13 protein-coding genes are annotated in these 16,320 nt (G+C 71.8%); 6 read left to right on the top strand and 7 right to left on the bottom strand.

Annotation, left to right across the window (positions count from 1 at the left end; all coding sequences use genetic code 11):
• The 4 genes from HQQ85_RS14475 (at position 1) to HQQ85_RS14460 (ending at position 4,377) form a co-directional block, all read left to right on the top strand.
• Positions 1 to 1,686, top strand: coding sequence for an ABC transporter permease subunit (locus HQQ85_RS14475; protein WP_173183235.1), 1,686 nt, complete (start codon positions 1 to 3; stop codon positions 1,684 to 1,686).
• Between the two features lie 75 nt (positions 1,687 to 1,761).
• Positions 1,762 to 2,460 carry a DeoD-type purine-nucleoside phosphorylase gene (locus HQQ85_RS14470; protein ID WP_173183234.1) on the top strand — a complete coding sequence of 233 codons (699 nt, stop codon included), beginning with the start codon at positions 1,762 to 1,764 and terminating at the stop codon, positions 2,458 to 2,460.
• Positions 2,457 to 3,908 carry an amidohydrolase gene (locus HQQ85_RS14465; RefSeq protein WP_173183233.1) on the top strand — a complete coding sequence of 484 codons (1,452 nt, stop codon included), beginning with the start codon at positions 2,457 to 2,459 and terminating at the stop codon, positions 3,906 to 3,908. The genes HQQ85_RS14470 and HQQ85_RS14465 overlap by 4 nt, the downstream gene beginning before the upstream one ends.
• 76 nt (positions 3,909 to 3,984) lie before the next feature.
• Positions 3,985 to 4,377 (top strand): ChaB family protein, encoded by a 393-nt coding sequence (locus tag HQQ85_RS14460; protein ID WP_173183232.1) that lies wholly within the window; start codon positions 3,985 to 3,987, stop codon positions 4,375 to 4,377.
• Between the two features lie 51 nt (positions 4,378 to 4,428).
• Here HQQ85_RS14460 and HQQ85_RS14455 read toward each other — a convergent pair whose 3' ends face one another.
• Both HQQ85_RS14455 and HQQ85_RS14450 read right to left on the bottom strand, forming a co-directional pair.
• Positions 4,429 to 4,857: a hypothetical protein gene (locus tag HQQ85_RS14455; RefSeq protein ID WP_173183231.1), complete on the bottom strand. Its 429-nt coding sequence runs from the start codon at positions 4,855 to 4,857 to the stop codon at positions 4,429 to 4,431.
• A 33-nt stretch (positions 4,858 to 4,890) separates the two neighbouring features.
• Positions 4,891 to 5,724 (bottom strand): TetR/AcrR family transcriptional regulator, encoded by an 834-nt coding sequence (locus tag HQQ85_RS14450; protein WP_371741916.1) that lies wholly within the window; start codon positions 5,722 to 5,724, stop codon positions 4,891 to 4,893.
• An 82-nt stretch (positions 5,725 to 5,806) separates the two neighbouring features.
• Here HQQ85_RS14450 and HQQ85_RS14445 point away from each other — a divergent pair, with 82 nt between their 5' ends.
• The gene (locus tag HQQ85_RS14445; RefSeq protein WP_173183230.1) at positions 5,807 to 6,664 is read left to right on the top strand and encodes an NmrA family NAD(P)-binding protein; all 858 of its coding nucleotides are present in this window, start codon (positions 5,807 to 5,809) and stop codon (positions 6,662 to 6,664) included.
• Between the two features lie 70 nt (positions 6,665 to 6,734).
• Here the strand turns inward: HQQ85_RS14445 and HQQ85_RS14440 are convergent, their stop codons facing one another.
• Positions 6,735 to 9,713, bottom strand: a complete 2,979-nt coding sequence (locus HQQ85_RS14440; RefSeq protein WP_216851759.1) for a glycoside hydrolase family 3 C-terminal domain-containing protein — start codon at positions 9,711 to 9,713, stop codon at positions 6,735 to 6,737.
• A 195-nt stretch (positions 9,714 to 9,908) separates the two neighbouring features.
• Between HQQ85_RS14440 and HQQ85_RS14435 the strand changes: the two genes are divergently transcribed.
• Positions 9,909 to 10,901 carry a LacI family DNA-binding transcriptional regulator gene (locus tag HQQ85_RS14435; protein ID WP_173183229.1) on the top strand — a complete coding sequence of 331 codons (993 nt, stop codon included), beginning with the start codon at positions 9,909 to 9,911 and terminating at the stop codon, positions 10,899 to 10,901.
• A 14-nt stretch (positions 10,902 to 10,915) separates the two neighbouring features.
• On the opposite strand, the gene ppk2 is transcribed toward HQQ85_RS14435, so the two are convergent.
• Genes ppk2 through HQQ85_RS14415 form a run of 4 tightly spaced genes read right to left on the bottom strand, consistent with a single transcriptional unit; the run spans position 10,916 to position 16,249 of the window.
• The gene (ppk2, locus tag HQQ85_RS14430; RefSeq protein WP_173183228.1) at positions 10,916 to 11,734 is read right to left on the bottom strand and encodes a polyphosphate kinase 2; all 819 of its coding nucleotides are present in this window, start codon (positions 11,732 to 11,734) and stop codon (positions 10,916 to 10,918) included.
• Between the two features lie 58 nt (positions 11,735 to 11,792).
• Positions 11,793 to 14,444 (bottom strand): alpha-L-rhamnosidase, encoded by a 2,652-nt coding sequence (locus tag HQQ85_RS14425; protein WP_216851758.1) that lies wholly within the window; start codon positions 14,442 to 14,444, stop codon positions 11,793 to 11,795.
• Between the two features lies 1 nt (position 14,445).
• A complete protein-coding gene (locus tag HQQ85_RS14420) occupies positions 14,446 to 15,360 on the bottom strand; it encodes a carbohydrate ABC transporter permease (RefSeq protein ID WP_173183227.1) in 915 nt (304 codons plus the stop codon).
• Positions 15,361 to 15,364: 4 nt separating this feature from the next.
• Positions 15,365 to 16,249, bottom strand: coding sequence for a carbohydrate ABC transporter permease (locus HQQ85_RS14415; protein ID WP_173183226.1), 885 nt, complete (start codon positions 16,247 to 16,249; stop codon positions 15,365 to 15,367).
• Between the last annotated feature and the right edge of the window lie 71 nt (positions 16,250 to 16,320).

The following is a 16,320-nucleotide window of genomic DNA, read 5'->3' as shown; positions in this document are numbered from 1 at the left end:
GTGAGCACGGGCACGGCTGCGCCCGCTGACACCGCAGCCGCTCGGGCCGCAGCCGCCGAGCGCGCCGCGAGCGCCATCGCCACCGAGCGCGCCCGCTCCCGCCGCGACTCCCGCCGCGGCGCCCTGAACGGCTGGGTCGTCACCGCCCTCGTCAGCGTCGCCCTCGTCGTGCTCTGGGAGATCGCCGCCGAGCTGTGGCTGACCCGCCTCGGCGTGCTCGCCTCACCGACCGCGATCGTGCAGAGCCTCGTCGCCGACTGGCCCGTCTACCTCAACGCCTTCTCGGCCACCGCCTGGGTGGCGGTGCGAGGCTGGTTCTTCGGCAACCTCGCCGCCGTCGTCGTGGCGGTGCTGTTCGTGCAGCTGCCGGCGCTCGAGTCGCTCTTCCTGCGCCTCGCGCTCACCCTGTTCTGCCTGCCGCTCGTGGCGGTGAACCCGCTGCTGCAGCTCACCTTCGACCCCGACACCGCGAAGGTCGTGCTGGCCGCCCTGTCGGTGTTCTTCACCACCCTCGTCGGCACGATGCTCGGCCTCCGCTCGGCCGACGGTGGGCCGCTCACGATGGTCACCGCCTGGGGCGGGCGCTCGCTCTCGGCGCTGCGCTTCGTGCGCTTCCCCTCGGGGATCCCCGCCATCCTGACCGGCCTGCAGATCGGTGCCGCGGCGGCCGTGCTGGGCGCGATCTTCGGCGAGTTCATCGGCGCGAAGGCCGGCCTCGGCGTGCTGCTGATCAACGGTCTGATGTCGCTCGAGCTCGGCCGCGTCTGGTCGGTGGCGGTCATCGCGACCGTGATGGCCGCGGTGCCCTACGGCGTGTTCGGGCTGCTGCGCCGGTGGCTCACCCCGTGGTCGGCGTCGATCTCGACCGCGCAGGCCGCCGCCCCGGCCCGGCGCGGGCCGCTCGCCGCCCGGCTGCTGCGCACGGTGGCGTGGACCGTCGGCTCGATCCTCGTGATCCTCGCCGCCTGGTGGGCCTACCTGATCGCCTTCGACATGTCGCCGTTCGTCGGCAAGTCTCCGCTCGACGTCTTCGCGTACCTGTTCACGAGCGAGGATGCGGCGGCGAATCAGGCCGTCATGCTGAAGGCCCTCGGCGAGACCCTCGTGCACGCCGGCGTCGGCTACGTCGCCGGTCTCGTGATCGGCATCGCGGCGGCCGTGGCGTTCGTCACCTTCCCGGTGGTCGAGCGGGTGCTGACACCGCTCGCGGTGGGGCTGCGCTCCGTGCCGATCATCGTGCTGATCCCGGTGCTCATCCTCGCGCTCGGCCGCGGGCTCGGCGGGGTGGTGGCGATCACCGCGATCGTGACCTTCTTCCCGACGCTCGCGAACACGCAGAGCGGGCTGCGCCGGGTGCCGTCGGACGCGTTCACCCTGATGCGCAGCTACGACGCCTCGATCTGGAGCAACCTCTGGCGCCTGCAGCTGCCGTACACGCTGCCGTCGATCTTCGCCTCGGCGCGCATCGCCGCCCCCACCGCCGTGCTCGCCGCGACCCTCGCCGAGTGGCTGGCCACCGGCGACGGGCTGGGTCACGAGATCGTGGCCTCCCGCGCGCACTCCGACTACACCGGGCTCTGGGCGGCGGCCGCGATCCTCACCGCCGTCTCCCTGATCTTCTACAGCCTCGTCAGCTGGGCCGAGCGCGCGGTGCTCGCGAAGTACTCGCCGACCCAGCTCGGCTGACCCACACGGCGCGCCGCGCATCCGCTCGACGACCCCGCCCGACCCGCCCGCACCATCCCCTTCGGAAGGAACATCATGCCCACCCCGCACATCGGCGCCCTCGACGGCGACTTCGCCCCCGACGTCCTCATGCCCGGCGACCCGCGCCGCGCCAAGCTCATCGCCGAGACCTTCTTCGACTCGCCCCGGCTGGTCACCGAGGTGCGCGGCATCCTCGGCTACACCGGCACCTTCGAAGGCCGGCCGGTGTCGGTGCTCGCCTCGGGCATGGGCATCCCGTCGATGTCGATCTACAGCACCGAGCTCGCGCGCCACTACGGCGTGAAGCGCATCGTGCGCGTCGGCACCATCGGCGGCATCGCGCCCTACCTCGAGCTCGGCGACGTGATCGCGGCGAGCGCCGCCCACACCAACTCGGCGATGACGAGCGAGTGGGTGCCCGGTGTGACCCTCAGCCACGCGCCGTCCTTCGGGCTGCTGCGCAAGGCCGTCGAGTTCGGAGAGGCGACGGGCAAGCGGATGCACGTGGGCCCCCTCTTCACGACCGATGCCTTCTACAACCCCGACGTCGACCTGGTTCCGCGGCTGCTCGCCTACGGCACGATCGGCATCGACATGGAGGCGGCCGGGCTCTACGCCGTGGCGCTGAAGGAGGGCTTCGAGTCGCTGATGGTCGGCACCGTGAGCGACCTGCCCGGCTCGGAGATGACCGCCGCCGAGCGCGAGGCCACCTTCGAGAACATGGTGTCGTTCGGGCTGGCGGCGCTGGCATGAGCGGATCCGCCCTGAGCGGTTCGGGCCCCAGCGGCTTCGGCCCCGGCGGCTCCGCCCTCGGTTCGCCCACGAGCTCTCCCGACCTCGGGCCGGCCGACCTCGTCATCACCGGCGCCACCGTGCTGCGGCACGACGAGACGGGCGCCATCTCGTTCGTGCCCGACCAGATCGTCGCGATCCGTGACGGGGTGTTCGAGTCGGTGACGGATGCGGTGGACTCCCGGGGAGCATCCGTCGCCCCGCCCGCGGCTCGGGAGACCATCGACGCGCGCGGCAAGGTCGCGATGCCCGGCTTCATCAACTGCCACACGCACTCCCCCATGGTGATGTTCCGCGGAGCGGCCGAGGACGTGCCGGCCGACCGCTGGTTCAACGACTTCATCTGGCCGATGGAGGTCAACCTCACCGACGACGACGTGGAGCTGGCGACCCGGCTCGCGGCGGCCGAGATGATCCGGCACGGCGTCACGACCTTCGCCGACCACTACTTCAACATGGACCGGATCGCGAAGGTCACCGACGAGACCGGCCTCCGGGGCGTGCTCGGCTCGACCTACTTCTCGAGCGACGGGCAGGCCGGGCTCGAGCAGTCGCTCGAGTTCGCGACGCGCTGGCGGGGCGCGGCGAACGGCCGGATCAGCACCGCGCTGGCCCCGCACGCGACCTACACGCTGAACGACGACGACCTCGCCGCGACCGCGCGGGCGGCGCAGGAGCACGACCTGCTCGTGCACATCCACGCCGCGGAGGGCCGCTCACAGACCGTGCACAGCCGCGAGCGCACGGGCCGCACGCCCATCGGGGTGCTGCACGACACCGGGCTGCTCGACGGCAAGGTGCTGATCGCGCACGGCATCGGCATCGTTCCGGAAGACCTGCCGCTGCTCGCGCCCGCCGCGGCCGACGGCCGGGTCGGCGTCGGCAGCGCACCGAAGGGCTACCTCAAGCTCGGCTTCGACACGACGCCCGTGCGGCTGCTCGCCGCGGCGGGCGTGCCGGTCGGGCTCGCCACCGACGGTGCCGCCTCGAACAACACGCTCGACGTCTGGGAGTCGATGACCTTCATGGCCTATGTGCAGAAGGCCACCGAGCTCGACACCACGTGGATGCGCGCCGAGGAGCTGCTCGACCACGCCACCACCCAGAGCGCCGCCGCCGTGCAGCTCGCGGGCGTCGTCGGTCGGATAGAGCCCGGCTACCGGGCCGACCTGATCCTCGTCGACCTCAGCGATCCGCGGGTGCAGCCCGTGCACGACCTGGCGAGCACGCTGATCTACAGCGCGCGCTCGAACGACATCGACACCACGATCGTGGACGGCCGGGTGCTGATGCGCGACCGCCGGCTGCTCACGGTCGACGTGCCGGGCGTAGTCGCGGAGCTGGCGCCGCGCCTGGCCCGGCTGACCGACCGGTCGCACGGGAAGAGCATCCAGAACTACGACGCCTAGGGCGCGCGGGCGCGCGGGCGCGTCTTGCGGGCGACGGCCGGCGGGATGAGGGTGGAGGGGAACGAAGGAGACGATCATGCCAGCATCGGAGGAACTCCCCTCAACCCTCGCCCGCTCGGAGAAGCACGCGCAGGCGCTCTGGAGCAAGGCGCACGACTCGGCCGTCGACAGCTACGGCGAGGGTGAGCGAGCGCATCGCACGGCGTTCGCCGCGCTGAAGCACGAGTACGAGAAGGTCGGCGACCACTGGGAGCGGAAGGACGAGTCGGGGCCGTCGGACAAGAAGGCCGCGGGCGGACGCGGGTCGGCGGGAGAGACCCAGGAGGGCGTCGACGCCAATGCCTCGAAGGCGCACCTGATGGAGCTGGCGAAGCGGCTCGACATTTCGGGGCGCTCGACCATGAAGAAGGACGAGCTCGTGGACGCGATCAAAAAGGCGAACCGGCGCGAGACGGCCCGCAGCCGCTGAGGCGCTCGCTCGCTGCGGCGCCGGCCGTCGGGCACCTGATGTGCTGAGGCGCTACTCGGCCCGGCGCGCGCGCAGACGGACCGAGGACGCGAGGTACACCACCGCCGCGATCCCACACGCGGCCGTCATAGCGGTGACCGACGCGGTGCCGCCGTCGTCGCCGGCTCGACCGCGGTCGCCCAGCACCAGCGTGAGCTGATTCGTGATCGCCTGCAGCGCGAACAGGGCCGCCAGCACGAAGCCGGCGGTCGGTCGCCCGGTGAGCTTCCACCACGGCCGCGGCGGCTCGATCGGCTCCTCGGGCACCCGGAAGATGCGCGCGCCGACGAGGATCCAGCCGAACAGCACGACCACGTACAGCACCGGGCCGACGACCGGCCCGACCAGGGCGGCGACGAGCAGATTGAGGAGCACGACGGCGATCCCGCCGATCAGCACGTAGAGGAACTTGCCGTAGGGGTTCAGGATGCGCGGCGTCATCCCAGCCACCCTGCCACGATCAGCGGCCGCGCGTCAGAGCCCCGTGGCGGCCGGCCCGGTGGCGGCCGGCCCGGTGGCGGCCGGCCCGGTGGCGTCCTGCCCGCTGACGTCGTGCCCCGTGGCGTGCTGATCCTCGACGGCGCGGGAGAGCCACTCGGCGAGCAGCCGGCGTTCGGCGGACGAGAGCGCCGGAAACGCGTCGAGCTGGGCCGCCAGCGCGATAGCGGCGGCTCGCGGGCCGTCGAGCGCCGCGCCGGGATGCTCGCCCGCCCTGTCGGCTCCGGGGACGAGGATGCGACCGAGGACGGCCTCGAGCATCGCCTCGGCGAGGCCCTCGTCGCGGTCGTCGGGCGGGCTGTCGAGCAGCTGCTGCACGGTGCCGGTGGCGGCCGCGCGGATGACGCCGAGCGCGCGCTGCTCGTCGACCCGGAGCAGGCCGGCCGCGGCGAGGGCGTGGATGCGCGCGCGCAGCACCGCGAGCCCGGCATCGAGCGCCGGGGAGCGGCGGCTGCGGCCGGCCTCGCCGAGCAGCCGGTGCAGCTCGGGATTCGTCAGGGCGTAGTCGAGCTGCTGGCGCCAGCCGTCGCGCAGGGCCTCGACCGGGTCGGTGCCGGTGGGCAGGGCCGTCTTGCGGGCCACGAACTCGCCGAGCACGTGCTCGGCCACGGCGTCGACGAGCCCGTCCTTGTCGCCGAACAGGCGGTAGATCGTGGGCGCCTGCACCCCGGCGGCGTCGGCGACGCGGCGGGTGGTGAGGGCCGCGGCCCCGCTCTCGCGCAGCATCTCGGCGGCGACCTCGACGATGCGCGAGCGCACAACACTCCGCTGCGGCTGGGTGGCCACGGGGGCGGACTCGTCGACGCTCACGGATCAACGATAACAGTGACTTGCGATCAACGGAAACACCCTGCTACCGTCTGTTACCACTGGAAACACGATAGGAGTATCAATGATCATCATCACGGGAGCGACCGGGGAACTCGGCTCGCGGATCGTCGACCGGCTCCTCGAGCGGGTACCGCCGGAGACCGTCGGCGTCAGCGTGCGCGACGCTGCCCGGGCGCAGGCGCTCGCCGACCGCGGTGTGCGGGTGCGGGCGGGTGACTTCACCGAGCCCGAGACCCTCGCGCACGCCTTCGAGGGCGCTGACCGGGTGCTCGTCATCTCGGCCTCGATCCGGGGCGACGCCGCGGTGGGAGCGAATCTCGCCGCCGTCGACGCGGCGGTCGCGGCCGGCGCCGGGCGCATCCTCTACACGAGCCATCAGGCGTCGGCTGCCGACTCGCTGTTCGCACCCCAGGCCGTGCACGCGGCGACCGAGCAGCATCTCGCCCGACTCGCGGTGCCCACCACCGCGCTGCGGAACGGCTTCTACGCGAACACCCTCGCGTTCCAGCTCGACGGCGCGCTGACGACGGGCACGATCGCGGCGCCGGCCGACGGCCCGGTGTCCTGGACGGCGCACGACGACCTCGCCGAGGCCGCCGCGATCCTGCTGGCGGCCGAGCACCCGGGCGACGGGGTGACCGCTCCGCTCACGGCCGCCGAGGCGCTCGACCTGGAGCAGGTGGCCACCGAGCTCAGCGCCCTGACCGGCCGCACCATCACCCGCACGGTCGTGGACGACGAGGAGTGGCTGGCCTCGATGATCGAGCACGGCATGCCGGCGCCGGCCGCCGAGTTCACGCTCGGGCTCTACCGGGCCGCGCGCCGCGGCGAGTTCGACGTGGTCGACCCGGCGCTCGGCGAGCTGCTCGGCCGTGCGCCCCTGCCGGTCTCGGCGACCCTGCGGCGCCTGCTCGGCTGAGCGGGCGGAGAATGACCGACGGCCCTCCCCCGTGAGGGGAAGGGCCGTCGGGGACGAGCCACCGGCTGCGTCAGCCCGCGTTCCGCGCGCCGCGCCGGCGCACGAGCACCGTCACCGCGCCGCCTGCCACGAGGAGCAGCGCGAGGGCGGCGATACCACCGGCCGCGAGGCCCGTGGAGGCGAGCCCGCCCGCCGGCGACGACCCGGCACCCGGCGCCGGCGAGGCGGAGGGCGACGAGGACGGAGTGGGCGACGGCGACGGCCCGGCCGCCGCGTAGTCGAACGTCCCCACCGAGCTCACCAGCCCCGCCACATCGGTGGCGCGGAAGACGATCCGCTCCCCCGCCGACGCGACCGGCACCGGCCCGGTGTACGCCTGCCACGAGGGCGCGTCGGCCGCGACGGCCCACTCGACCGAGGCGACGCCGGAGGCAGCGTCCGTGGCCGCCAGCACGATCGCACCCGCCGAGCGGTCGGCCGACGCCGAGACGGTGGGCGCGGTGCGGTCGACCGGGAGCAAGACGCTCGTGGAGGGCGAGACGGTGCCCGCCGCATCCGTCGCCCGCACCTCGAGGGAATGCGCCCCGTCGGTAGAGACCGTGACCGTGCCGCCGTCGACCCAACCGGCCCCGTCGAGGTTCGTCGAGACGACCGGAGCCGGGTCGACGTCGTCGACCGCGGTGGCCGTGACCGTGACGGGCGAGACGAACCAGCCCGCCGCGCCGTCGGGCGCCGAGGGCGAGGTCGCCACCGAGACGACCGGCGCGGTGCCGGCGGTGTCGACCACGACCGAGCCCGTGAGGGGCAGCTCGCGCGACGACGACCCGACCGACACGGTGAAGCCGCCGTCGACGACCTCCCACGCGTCCGCGTTCACGTCCCAGATCGAGAACGGGTGGTCGGCCGACTCCGACGAGATCGTCGTCGTGACCCGCTGGGAGGCGCCGGGCTCGAGGGCGACCCGCTCGTAGCCGACCAGCCGCTTGCCCGGCGCTTCCGCCGACGACGGCAGCGTGAGGTACACCTGCGGCACCTCCGTGCCCGCCACCGACCCGGTGTTCGTCACGGTGAACGACGCGGTGGTCGAGACCGTGCCGCCCGAGACCGTGGTCGACAGCTCGAGGTCGGAGTAGCCGAACGAGGTGTACGACAGCCCGTGCCCGAACTCGAACAGCGGGTCGATGCCCTGCTCGTCGTACCACTTGTGCCCGATCGCGAGGCCCTCGCTGTAGTCGACCTGCGTGATTCCGGACGCATCGACGACGCCCGGGTACTGCTCCGGGGTGGAGGTCGGGGTGTCGGCGAGCGACTTCGGGAAGGTCATCGGCAGCTTGCCCGAGGGGTTCGTGTCACCCCAGAGCAGCGACGCGAGCGCGGGGCCCTGCTGCTCACCGGGGTACCAGGCCTGCAGCACGCCGTCGACCTGGTCGAGCCAGGGCATGTCGGTGGCACTGCCGGTCTCGAGCACGACGACCGTGTTCGGGTTCGCGGCGGCGACGGCCGCGATCAGGTCGTCCCCGCCGTCGGCGAGCCCGAGGCCCGGGATGTCGCTGAACTCGCCCGAGCGGTAGTAGCCGAACACGATCGCCACGTCCGCCGAGGCCGCGGTCGCCGCAGCGGCCGCCGGGTCGGCTCCGTTCGACACGACGACGGATGCTCCCGCCTCCGCAGCACGGGAAGCGAACGCCGTGTCGGGCGCGACCACGTCCTCGCAGGCCAGCGTGTTGGGGCTGCCGAAGCGCCACGACATGCTGCAGACCGACGAGGCGCTGATGCCGTTCGTCGGGGTGTTCGACACCGTCGGGCCGATCAGCGCGATGGTGGAGCCGTCGGAGGCGTCGAGCGGCAGCAGGCCGTCGTTCTTCAGCAGCACCGAGCCCTCCTCGGCGATGCTCCGCGCGAGCGCCTTGTGCTCGGGCGTCGAGGCGTCCTCCACGGGAGTCTCGGGCGCCGGCTTGTCGAACAGTCCAGCGCCGATGTACGACTTCACCACGGTGTACGCGGCGGTGTCGACGGTGGCCTCGGAGAGGGAGCCGTCGGCGATCGCCGCGTCGAGCAGCGCGGGCGTGTAGTGGATGGGACGGTTCAGTTCCTGGTCGAGACCGGCGTTCAGCGCATCCGCTGTGCTGTGAACGGCCCCGAAGTCGGACACGACGTAGCCGTCGAAGCCGAGCTGAGCCCGCAGATCGGTGTTCAGCAGCGGGTTCTCGCAGCCGTACACGCCGTTGATCTGGTTGTACGAGCACATCACGCCGGCCGGCGCCCCGCCGTCGACGAGGATCTCGAAGGGCAGGTCGTAGGCCTCTTTCAGCGTGCGCTCGTCGAGGTTCGACGAGCTCGTCTGGCGGGCCTCCTCCTGCTCGTTGCCCACGTAGTGCTTGAGCACGGCGAGGGTCGGCTTCTCGGGGTCGCCCTCCTCGAGCCCGCGGGTGTTCGCGGCGCCGAGGGTGCCGCTGAGCAGCGGGTCCTCGCCGAGGTACTCGGCGGTGCGGCCCGAGAGCGGGGTGCGGCCACTGGCGATTCCGGGGCCGAGCACGCCGGCCTTGCCCGTGTCCCACGCCTCGGCGGCCTGGGCGGCGCCCTTGTCGAAGGCGAGGTCGGCGTTCCAGCTCGAGGCGAGCGCGATCTGGGCGGGGAACGCGGTGACCCCTTCGGTGAAGCGCACGCCGTCGGGGCCGTCGGTGTAGACGATCGTCGGGGTGCAGCCCACCTGCTCCGGGTACGAGACCCCGCTGAACTCGGTCTGCCGGGGCGTGTTCGCCGCCTGCTCGTTCAGCCAGCGGTACTTCTGGCCGAGCGAGCTCGCGTCCAGCAGCAGCCGGGCGCGCTCGTCGGCGCCGAGGGCGGTGTCCATCCAGGGGCACTCGGCCAGGTCGACGGATGCTCGTGCCGCCGTCACTCCTGACGCCGCTGCCGTGCCGGCAGTCGCTCCGGCCGTCGCGTCGGCAGCTGATGCCGGCCCCGCCGCCAGGGCCGAACCGCCCGCGGCCAGCGCCAGCGCGAGCCCCCCGGCCAGCAGTCCACGCCTCGATCTCTTCGATGAATTCATGCCACTCCAATGTGACTAGAGGTGTTGTGGGCGCCGTATTGAAGCGCTTCAAGTTAAAGTAGGCGGCGGGTCAGCGTGTGTCAACAGGAGTCGACGGGAAATTCCCTAAGCTGGCTGGAGCCCGGAGCGGAGCTCCGGCTGCACCCCGAACTTCAGTCGCGGAGAACGATGTCGACCAGCAGGAGCATGCCGAGCATGAGCGACGTGGCGGCGCGCGCCGGCGTCGCCCTCGGCACGGTGTCGAACGTGCTCAACCACCCCGACAAGGTGGCCGAGGCCACGCTGAAGCGGGTGCACACGGCGATCGACGAGCTCGGCTTCGTGCGCAACAACCAGGCCCGCTCGCTCGCGATGGGCCGCAGCACCACCCTCGGCCTGGTCGTCACCGACATCGGCAACTCGTTCTTCGTCGACATCGCCCGGGGCGCCGAGGAGGGCGCGGCCGCGAACGGCATGACCCTCCTGCTCGCCAACAGCGACAACGACTACGCCAAGCAGGAGACCTACCTCGACCTGTTCGACCAGGCGCGCTTCGCGGGCATCCTGCTCGCCCCGTTCGAGGCGGCACCCGAGAGCGCCCACCGCCTGCGCGGCCACGGCCGCCCGGTGCTGCTGCTGAACGTCGCCGTGCCGATCGACGAGGGCTGCTCGATCGTGGTCGACAACTTCCAGGGCGGCTACCTCGCCGCCCGCCACCTGATCGACGAGGGCCGCCGGCGCCTCGCCTTCGTGGGCGGGCCCGACCGGCTCGAGCCGCTCCTCGAGCGCCGGCTCGGGGCCGAGCGCGCGGTGGCCGAGACGAACGGCGGCGTCACGCTCGAGGAGATCATCGTGGGCGCGGTCAACGCCCCCGAGGGCCGGGCGGCCGGCTCGATCATCCTGGACCGCGCGCCCGAGGAGCGGCCCGACGGCGTCTTCGCCGCCTCCGACCTGCTGGCCCTCGGGCTCGTGCAGACGCTCTCGGCGGCGCTGCGCATCCCCGACGACCTCGCGGTGATCGGCTACGACAACAACAGCGCCGTGCGCGAGAGCGCCATCCCGATCTCCACCATCGCCCAGCCCGGGCGAGAGATGGGCGAGATCGGCGCCCGCCTGCTCTGGAGCGAGGTCGCCGACGAGGGCCACGAGCACGAGCACGTCGTGCTGGCACCGGCCCTCATCGCCCGCGCGAGCTCGGTGCGGCGCTAGCGCGCAGCCCCGCGTCAGCCCAGCGTGTGCGCGTGGTCGGGCACGTACTGGAACCGCTCGCGCGCCGGCCGCTCGTACGAGTCCGACACGGGTCGCCCGGGGATGTCGATCGGCTCGGGCTCGCGGTGCTCGTAGGGGATGCGGGACAGCAGGTGGTTGATCGCGTTCAGTCGCGCGGCCCGCTTGTCGTCGCTCTCGATGGTCCACCAGGGCGCGTCCGCGTGGTCGGTGGCCTCGAACATCTCGTCCTTCGCCCGCGAGTAGTCCTCCCAGCGGGTGATCGACTGCAGATCCGTGTCCGAGAGCTTCCAGCGGCGCATCGGGTCGTCCAGCCGCGAGCGGAACCGGTCCTCCTGCACGTCGTCGGAGACCGAGAACCAGTACTTGATCAGGATGATGCCGTCCTCCACGAGCATCCGCTCGAACACCGGGGTCTGACGCAGGAACAGGCGGTACTGCTCAGGGGTGCAGTAGCCCATCACGCGCTCGACGCCGGCGCGGTTGTACCAGGAGCGGTCCATCAGCACGATCTCGCCCGTGGTGGGCAGGTGCTCGATGTAGCGCTGGAAGTACCACTGCCCCTTCTCCTGCTCGCTGGGCGTCGGCAGCGCCACGACCCGGGCCGAGCGGGGGTTGAGGTACTGCACGATGCGCTTGATCGCGCCGCCCTTGCCCGCGGCGTCGCGGCCCTCGAAGAGCACGACCACGCGGGCGCCGGTCTCGATCACCCAGCGCTGCATGGTCACCAGCTCGATCTGCAGCCGCTCCAGCTCCGCCTCGTAGAGGTCCTTGCGGATGCGCTCGACCTGCGGGCGGGGTTTCTTCTTCGACATGGCGCGTGATCCCAGCTGTCCTCGACGGACCTCGGCGGACGCCGGATCGGCGCCTTCGTCACGCTACGCCCGACACCGCCTCGACGCTCGCCCGGAACGCGTGGTCGCCCGGACCCACCTCGGTCACCGTGCCGTCCGGCAGCTCGACGGCCCCGGTCACGCCGGTGGGCAGGTGCACGAGCAGGGAGAACTCCTCCCCCTGCACCGACCACTCGGTCGTGATCGGCCCGTAGCCCGATTCGAGACGAGCGGATGCGCGCTCGAGCGGCCCCGGACGCGGAGCGATCCGCACCGTGCGGTACCCGGCCGAGGTCGCCTCGATGCCGCCGATCACCCGGTGCATCCAGTCGGCGACCGAGCCCAGCGCGTAGTGGTTGAACGACGTCATGCTGCCGGGATTCACCGTGAGGTCGTCGAGCAGGCTGTCCCAGCGCTCCCAGGTCGTGGTGGCGCCCTTGTCGACCATCGACAGCCACGAGGGGCTCCGGTGCTCGAGCAGCAGCGCGAAGGCGGTGTCCGCGTGACCCGTCTCGGTGAGGGCGTCGCTCAGCAGGTTCACGCCCGCGAAGCCGGCTCCGACCCGGTGTCCGCCGTCCCGCACCAGCCGCGCCAGCGCGTCGCCCGCCTCCTGGCGGCGGGCCGGGTCGCGGAGCAGCCCGAAGCGCACGGCGAGTGCCAGCGCGGTCTGCGTCTGCTGATCCAGCGGCCGGTCGGCGCCGCCCCACTCGGCCGTGAAGGCGTCGGCGATCTCGAGGTGCAGGCGGTGGTAGCGCTCGGCATCGGCGGTCAGCCCCAGGGCGGCGGCCGTCTGCGAGAGCGTCTCGGCCGACCAGGCGAAGTACGCCGTGGCCACGAGGTACGGATCGGTGACGGCGAGCGCCGGGTCGTCCGGCGGCGCGTTCGGGTCGAGCCAGTCGCCGAGCTGCATGCCCGTGTTCCAGAGCCGCGACGGGCCGGCGAGCCGGGTGACCTGGTCGACCCAGGCCGAGGCGCTCGGGTACTGCCGCGCGAGCAGCTCGCGATCGGCGAAGGCCCGCCAGAGCGCCCAGGGAGTGAGCACGGCGGCGTCGCCCCAGACGGCGGCCGGCTGGATCGGCGTCCACATCGGTGCCCCGGGGATGACCGGCACGTACCAGGGCACCGTGCCGAACCGCTCCTGCTCGGCCGAGAGGTCGCGCAGCCAGCTGCTGAGCAGGCCCGAGCAGTCGTAGAGGTAGCTCGCAGTGGGTGCGAACACCTGGATGTCGCCGGTCCAGCCGAGCCGCTCGTCGCGCTGCGGGCAGTCCATCGGGATGTCGACGAAGTTGCTGCGCATGCTCCAGCGGATGTTCTCGTGCAGCCGGTTCAGCCCCTCGTGCGAGGTGCTCAGCCAGCCGGTGCGCCGCATGTCGGAGTGGTAGACCCGGCCCACCACGTCGAGCTCGTCGAGCGGGCCATCGTAGCCCTCGATCTCGGCGTAGCGGAAGCCGTGGATCGTGAACCGCGGCTCCCAGTCGATCGCGCCCGTCGACCCGCGGTACTCGTCGACCGAAGTCGCGTCGCGCAGGGTGCGCGTGTAGAGCTCGCCGTCCTGCAGCACCTCCGCGTGCCGCAGCACGAGCCGCTCCCCGACCCCGGTAGCGGCGCGCACGCGCAGGCGCCCCGAGAAGTTCTGGCCGAAGTCGAGCACGACCGAGCCGCGCTCGGTGCGCCGCACGGACACCGGCGCGAGCTCCTCGGTGCAGCGCACCGGCGGGCCCTCGGCGGCCACGAAGGTGCCGGGGGCGAACTCGGCGACCTTGGCGGGCTGCCACGCCGAGTCGTCGAAGCCGGGCTTGGTCCACCCGTGCGGCACCAGCGTCGCGTCGAAGGTCTCGCCCGTGTAGAGGCTCGACTTGACGATGGGCGACGGATGCGCGACCCAGTCGGTTCCCGTGCCGATCACCTCGACCGTGCCGTCGGCCCGCTCGATCTCGAGCTGCGCGAGCAGGGCGATGTCGGTGCCGTAGATGTTCAGCGTGCCGCCGTCGAAGCCGTAGCGTCCGCGCCACCAGCCGTCGGCCATCCATGCGCCGATCGCGTTCCCGCCGGCGGTGAGATGGTCGGTGACGTCGTAGCTGAGGGTGCGCAGGCGGTCCTGATAGACGGTCCAGCCGGGGGCGAGGATGTCGTCGCCGACGCGTCGCCCGTTGATCTCGAGCTCCGTCAGGCCGTGGGCCGTGACGTGCAGGCGGGCTCGGCGGGGTGCCTCGGCGAGCTCGAACTCCCGACGGAACAGCGGCGGCCGGCGGTCGTCGTCGGAGTGGTCCTCCGGCCAGGGCGGCTGGATGCCGGTCGCGGTCCAGTCGAGCGGATCGAGGAGCCCGGCCTCGAGCGTCAGCGGTGCCGACCAGTCGGAGGCCGCACCGTCGGCGCCGATCACGCGCACCGCCACGGTGACCATCTCGCGCGAGCGCAGGGGCGCAGCCGGCCAGCGCACGAGTAGCTGCTCGGCTGAGTCGACGGCGAACCGCTCCTCGCCGACACCCTCGCGCCACACGCTCAGCTCGTAGCCGTGCTGGCTCCAGGTGGGCGCCGCCTCGGTCTGCCAGCTCAGGCGGGGAACGGCCGTGCCGAGGCCGAACGGCACGTCGAGGTGCTCGGCCGAGACGCGGATGACCACGGGGGCGGCCGGCGGGTGGGCGCGGTCGAGCATCCGGGCCCCCGCGGGGGAATCGTCGAGGCGGGTCACGTCAGCCCTTCACGGAGCCGGCGGTGAGGCCGCGCATGACCCGCTGGTTCAGGAACAGGTAGAGCACGAGGATGCCGACCACGTTGATGCAGATCGCCGCGAAGGTCGGGCCGTACTGCACCTGGCCGAACTGACCGGTGAAGTTGAGCAGGCCCACCTGGATGGTCTGGAAGTCGCCCACGCTCGTGAAGGTCAGGGCGATCAGCAGGTCGTTCCAGATGAAGAAGAACTGCACGAGGGCGACCGTGAAGACGGCGTTCCGCACCATCGGGAAGCCGATCGAGAGGAAGGAGCGGTAGATGCTCGCCCCGTCGATCGCGGCGGCCTCGAAGATCTCACGCGGCACGGCGCGGAAGTAGGTGGCCATCATGAACACGGTCAGCGGCAGACCCGTGGCCGTGTAGGTCAGGATGAGCGGCCAGATCGTTCCCGTCAGGTGGGTCTGGAAGTAGGCCGAGAACAGCGGCAGCAGGATCATCTGCCCGGGCACCATGATGCCGGCGAGGAAGAGCAGCAGCACGCCGCCGCGACCCCTCCAGATCAGCACCTCGAGTGCGAAGCCCGCGGCGACGCCGAGCACGACGATCAGGGCGAGCGACGGGAACGTCGCGAGCGCGCTGTTCAGGATGTACCGGCCGATGTCGCCGTCGACCCAGGCCACCTGGTAGTTCTCGAAGTTGAGGAAGTTCTCGGGCAGCGCCCACGACGGGCTGTTCAGCCATTCGGTCTGGGTCTTCAGCGACCCGAGCAGCAGCCAGATCAGCGGCAGCACGGTGATGGCGAGCAGGAAGCCGATGACGAGGGTCTTCAGGGCGATGCTGCCGGCACGGCGCGGGGTCATCCGGCGACGGATGCGCAGCGGGCGGCCGGGCTTCGCCGACGTCGGGCGGCCGGGGGCGGAGGCGGTGGTGGTCATGGGATCAGCCCTTGGTCAGGTCACGTCGTGACGAGCGGAAGATGAAGATCGTGACCAGCAGGCAGATCACGGTGAGCAGCAGCGCGATGGTGCTGCCGTAGCCGTAGTCGCCGTAGCTGAAGGCCGTGCGGAACATCAGCAGGGTCAGCGGGGTGGTCGAGGATCCCGGCCCGCCGTTGGTCAGGGCGAGCACCGAGTCGAACACCTTGAGCGTGCCGTTGATGCTGAAGATGATCGAGGAGAGCAGCACCGGCAGCGACATCGGGATGACGATGCGGCGGATCAGGGTCCAGCCGCCGGCGCCGTCGAGGCGGGCCGACTCCATCACCTCCTCGGGGATGTCGAGGAGACCGGCGTACAGGAGCACGGCGTAGAAGCCCATCGAGCGCCAGATGTCCATGATCACGAGCACGAGGAACGCGGTGTCGGGCGAGCCGAACCAGTCCACGGAGGGAAGCCCGAAGAAGTTGATGAACTCGTTGACGATGCCGTTCTGCGGGGCGACCTCGAACATCTTCTGGAACAGCAGCGAGACCGCGACGGTGGGCAGCACGATGGGGAAGAAGACGAGCGTGCGCACGAGGCTCGAGGCCTTGCGCAGCCAGAAGACGTAGAGGAGGGAGAGGGCGTAGCCCACCAGCACCTGCCCGACCGTGAGGATCACGGCGTACTTCAGCGTGAAGAGCAGCGCCTCGCCGACCTTGGGATCGCTGAACAGCTTCGCGAAGTTGTCGAGGCCGGAGAACTCGAACCCGGTGATGACACTGCCGGTGAAGAGCGTGTAGCCGAGCGACCAGAGCACCGGCACGAGCATGATCACGGTGTAGATCAGCAGCGCCGGTCCGACGAAGACGAGCACGGCGCGTTTGTTGCCGAAGACGTTGTTCATGGTGGGCCTTCTGGGTGAGGGCGGCGGAGCAGGGCTCGCTCCGCCGCCGGGTGGATCGACCGGGCCGGGCC

Origin of the sequence: Herbiconiux sp. VKM Ac-2851, assembly GCF_013205105.1 — a bacterium.
GTDB lineage: Bacteria > Actinomycetota > Actinomycetes > Actinomycetales > Microbacteriaceae > Herbiconiux > Herbiconiux flava.
The sequence above is the reverse complement of the archived record's forward strand: the minus strand, read 5'-3'. Positions and strand labels throughout refer to the sequence as shown.

Bases quoted from the DNA above. Each gene is read 5' to 3' on its own strand.
- HQQ85_RS14470 (WP_173183234.1), top strand. From the start codon at position 1,762: ATGCCCACCCCGCACATCGGCGCCCTCGACGGCGACTTCGCCCCCGAC.
- HQQ85_RS14465 (WP_173183233.1), top strand. From the start codon at position 2,457: ATGAGCGGATCCGCCCTGAGCGGTTCGGGCCCCAGCGGCTTCGGCCCC.
- HQQ85_RS14460 (WP_173183232.1), top strand. From the start codon at position 3,985: ATGCCAGCATCGGAGGAACTCCCCTCAACCCTCGCCCGCTCGGAGAAG.
- HQQ85_RS14455 (WP_173183231.1), bottom strand. From the start codon at position 4,857: ATGACGCCGCGCATCCTGAACCCCTACGGCAAGTTCCTCTACGTGCTG.
- HQQ85_RS14445 (WP_173183230.1), top strand. From the start codon at position 5,807: ATGATCATCATCACGGGAGCGACCGGGGAACTCGGCTCGCGGATCGTC.
- HQQ85_RS14440 (WP_216851759.1), bottom strand. From the start codon at position 9,713: ATGAATTCATCGAAGAGATCGAGGCGTGGACTGCTGGCCGGGGGGCTC.
- HQQ85_RS14435 (WP_173183229.1), top strand. From the start codon at position 9,909: ATGAGCGACGTGGCGGCGCGCGCCGGCGTCGCCCTCGGCACGGTGTCG.
- ppk2 (WP_173183228.1), bottom strand. From the start codon at position 11,734: ATGTCGAAGAAGAAACCCCGCCCGCAGGTCGAGCGCATCCGCAAGGAC.
- HQQ85_RS14420 (WP_173183227.1), bottom strand. From the start codon at position 15,360: ATGACCACCACCGCCTCCGCCCCCGGCCGCCCGACGTCGGCGAAGCCC.
- HQQ85_RS14415 (WP_173183226.1), bottom strand. From the start codon at position 16,249: ATGAACAACGTCTTCGGCAACAAACGCGCCGTGCTCGTCTTCGTCGGA.